3 protein-coding genes and 2 pseudogenes are annotated in these 3,522 nt (G+C 69.9%); 4 read left to right on the plus strand and 1 reads right to left on the minus strand.

The features are described from left to right. Nucleotides 1-58: 58 nt before the first annotated feature. Entirely contained in the window at nt 59-781 is a 723-nt protein-coding gene (ndgR, locus tag ACWGIG_RS37845; RefSeq protein WP_453326263.1) for an IclR family transcriptional regulator NdgR, read from the minus strand. A gap of 180 nt (nt 782-961) precedes the next feature. Here ndgR and ACWGIG_RS37850 point away from each other — a divergent pair. The 4 genes and pseudogenes from ACWGIG_RS37850 to ACWGIG_RS37865 all read left to right on the plus strand — a co-directional run. Beyond that, nucleotides 962-1,814, plus strand: a pseudogene (locus ACWGIG_RS37850) (aconitase family protein); the annotation flags it as partial. Further along, nucleotides 1,811-2,268 (plus strand): annotated as a pseudogene (locus ACWGIG_RS37855) (3-isopropylmalate dehydratase small subunit). The pseudogenes ACWGIG_RS37850 and ACWGIG_RS37855, both read left to right, overlap by 4 nt. Before the next feature lie 257 nt (nt 2,269-2,525). Continuing rightward, a complete protein-coding gene (locus ACWGIG_RS37860; protein WP_453326264.1) occupies nt 2,526-2,753 on the plus strand; it encodes an SCO5555 family protein in 228 nt (75 codons plus the stop codon). Nucleotides 2,754-2,906: 153 nt separating this feature from the next. Further along, a partial coding sequence (locus tag ACWGIG_RS37865) for an HU family DNA-binding protein (RefSeq protein ID WP_453326265.1) occupies nt 2,907-3,522 on the plus strand: 616 nt, incomplete at its 3' end.

Consider the following 3,522-nt stretch of genomic DNA (forward strand, 5'->3'; position numbering starts at 1 on the left):
GCGGGAGTTCGGGGCTCCGGGGCGAAGTGCCGTACAAGAGAAGAGTGTTGACGGACTGTCAGCTGCCGCCCGAGCGGCGCAGGGACTCCGAGAGGCGGGCCGCCGAGTCGATGACCGCCTGGGCGTGCATCCGTCCCGGGTGGCGGGTCAGGCGCTCGACCGGTCCGGAGACCGAGACGGCGGCGACCACGCGGTTCGAGGGGCCGCGGACCGGCGCCGAGACCGAGGCCACGCCCGGCTCGCGCTCGCCGATCGACTGGGCCCAGCCCCGGCGGCGTACACCGGAGAGGGCGGTGGCCGTGAAGCGGGCGCCCTGCAGCCCCCGGTGCAGGCGCTCCGGCTCCTCCCAGGCCATCAGGATCTGGGCGGAGGAACCGGCCTTCATGGTGAGGGTGGAGCCGACCGGGACCGTGTCCCGCAGTCCGGACAGGCGTTCCGCCGCGGCGACGCAGATGCGCATGTCGCCCTGGCGGCGGTAGAGCTGGGCGCTCTCGCCGGTCACGTCGCGCAGGTGGGTGAGGACCGGTCCCGCCGTGGCCAGGAGGCGGTCCTCGCCGGCCGCGGCCGACAGTTCGGAGAGGCGGGGGCCGAGAATGAAACGGCCCTGCATGTCCCTCGCCACCAGCCGGTGGTGCTCCAGTGCCACGGCCAGCCGGTGGGCCGTGGGTCGTGCGAGTCCGGTGGCCGCGACCAACCCCGCGAGGGTGGCCGGACCGGACTCCAGGGCGCTCAGCACGAGCGCCGCCTTGTCGAGAACGCCGACGCCGCTAGAGTTGTCCATGCGTCGATACTCACGTCTCACTCTGTGAAACGCAAGTTCAATTTTCCAACGAAATTGTCACGCTGCACCGGCGGTCGTACAACGGCCCGCGGTCACCGCCCCGTACGGGGGATCGGGCGGGGTGGAGCAACATCTCCGGGGGAGCCGGCCGAGCCGCCTGCCGGAGGGAGCGCGAGGGGCAGGAACTGCGCCGCCGTCGGCGTCCGGCTGCACCCGCTGGGCGACGTCGAGCAGGGCGTCGTCCACGGGGTGGGACCGCAGCCGGGGCCGACCCTGCCGGGCGCCACGGTCGTCTGCGGCGACTCGCACACCTCCACGCGCGGCGCGTTCGGCGCACCGGCCTTCGGCATCGGTACGTCCCAGGTGGAGCACGTACCGGCGGCGCAGACCCTGTCGATGTCCCGGCCCAGGACCATGGCCGTCACGATCGAGGCCTGCGCCAGGGCGGGCATGATCGCCCCCGACGCGACCACCTTGGGCCGTCTCAAGGGCCGCGACCCCGCGCCCGGGGACGCCGGCCGGGACGCCGCCGTGGCGCACGGGAGGACGCGGAGGACGGTCGCCGACGCCGTCTTCGACGCGGAGGTCGTCATCGACGCCGCCCCACTGGCCCCGCTCGTCACCTCGGGCACCGACCCGGGCCAGGGCGCGCCGCTCTCGGGACACGTCCCCGACCCCGCTTCGTACGAAGACGCATCGGAGCGGTTCGTCGCCGAAAAGGCCCTGGAACACAGGGGGTTGACCGCCGGGCAGGCGCTGCGGGACATCCGGGCCGACACCGTCTTCGTGGTTCCTGCACCAACGGCCGGATCGAGGACCTGCGCGCCGCGGCCTCCGTCGTCGAGGGCCGCCTCGTGGCCGACGGGGTCAGGATGCTGGTCGTCCCCGGTTCCGTACGGAGAGCAGGCAGGGCAAGGGCGGCCGTACTCACCTCGTATCGCCGCAGGTGGCCGCCGCGACCGCGGTCCTGGGCCGTCTGGCCTCGCCCACCGATCTGTCCGACGCGGCCGCAACCGCCCTCGTGGAGACCTGAGAGCCACGGAAGCTCGCACCGCGCACACCGGCCGGGCAGTGCCGCTGCGCAGTTCCGTCGCCGGACCCGACTTCGGCACCGGATCCTCCCGCGGGCACGCCGTCCGGGCCTCCAGAACTACGGTTTCAAGACAGTTGTGTCCTCCCGCTTCGCAGACATCTTCCGGGGCAATTCGCTCAAGAACGGCCTGCTCGCGGTGGTTCTGCCGCAGGGGACCGTGGAGCGGCCGTGGCCGCTCGTCGAGAGCGACCCGCATGCCGAAATCACCGTTGATCTCCAGGATCGGCAGGTCCGCGCCCAGGGCATCGGCGCCGGCTTCGAGTTGGACGAGAACGCCCGCCGGCGGCTGCTGAACGGCCTGGACGACATCGGCATCACCCTGCGACACGAGGACGCGATCTCGGCGTACGAATCAAGCCGCCCGGCCCACAAGCCGAGTACGATCCGCGCCTGATCGTCGGCGGAACCCCGTCGCGGGGCCCTTTCACGGCCCCTCGCTAGCCCGTTCGGCCTGAGATCCATGCCTCACTTTCGGCGCCCCCCGCCATTCGTGGCAGGGGGCGCCGAACTGTGTTCCGGCTCTCAACTGCGCATGTGAGTAAGGGAGTTGGGCAGTGGGGCAGATGTGACTTGTGGGGCTGATGGAGCCTGGAATTCCGTTAGTTGCCCCCGGCGGAGGCGACAACTCGCCTCAGATGGCACAATCGGTGCATGGAACGTGACAGTCAACTGGGGCTCCACGAGGCAGTCGCGAACCAACTGAAAGAAGCACACACACGGGTGCGTGCACTGCAAGTCCCGGAGGGCGTACGGATGGCGCTGTCCCGGAAGCTGCTGGTCATATCGGCCGCGGCGAAACACGATCTCGCGACTGCGGCTAGGCGCCTCGACAGGTTGATGAAGGACCTCGACGAGGGCCGATTCCCCGAAGGCAACTAGGTCTATGGAACTCCACAAGGACTCCCGCAAGGCCTACTTCGTTGCGGCACTAGGGTGATTAGCCCGTTTCGTGTTTGATTTGCGGTATATATCTGCCTAACGTGCGAATAAGCCTGGACATTTCGTTCCGGCAATGTCTCCGAAGGGGAAGACGTGAACAAGGCCCAGCTCGTAGAAGCGATTGCCGACAAGGTCGGCGGCCGTCAGCAGGCCGCTGACGCCGTGGACGCCGTCCTGGACGCGATCGTCCGCGCCGTCGTCGCAGGCGACCGTGTTTCGGTCACCGGTTTCGGCTCGTTCGAGAAGGTCGACCGTCCGGCCCGCTACGCCCGCAACCCGCAGACGGGTGAGCGTGTTCGGGTCAAGAAGACCTCGGTGCCGCGCTTCCGCGCGGGTCAGGGCTTCAAGGACCTGGTGGCCGGCTCGAAGAAGCTCCCGAAGAACGACGTCGCCGTGAAGAAGGCGCCCAAGGGCAGCCTGTCGGGCGGTTCTTCCACCCGTACGACCGCCAAGGCCGCGGCCAAGAAGGCCACCGCCAAGAAGGCGACCGCCACCAAGAAGGCCACCGCCGCGAAGAAGACGACCGCGACGGCCGCCAAGAAGACCACGGCGACGGCGAAGAAGACCACGGCCAAGAAGGCCACCGCGACCGCCAAGAAGGCGACCGCCACGGCGAAGAAGGCCGCTCCGGCCAAGAAGGCCGCCACCACGGCGAAGAAGGCCGTGGCCAAGAAGACCGCTCCGGCGAAGAAGGCCACCGCCAAGAAGG

The organism is Streptomyces sp. NPDC054863 (assembly GCF_053610825.1).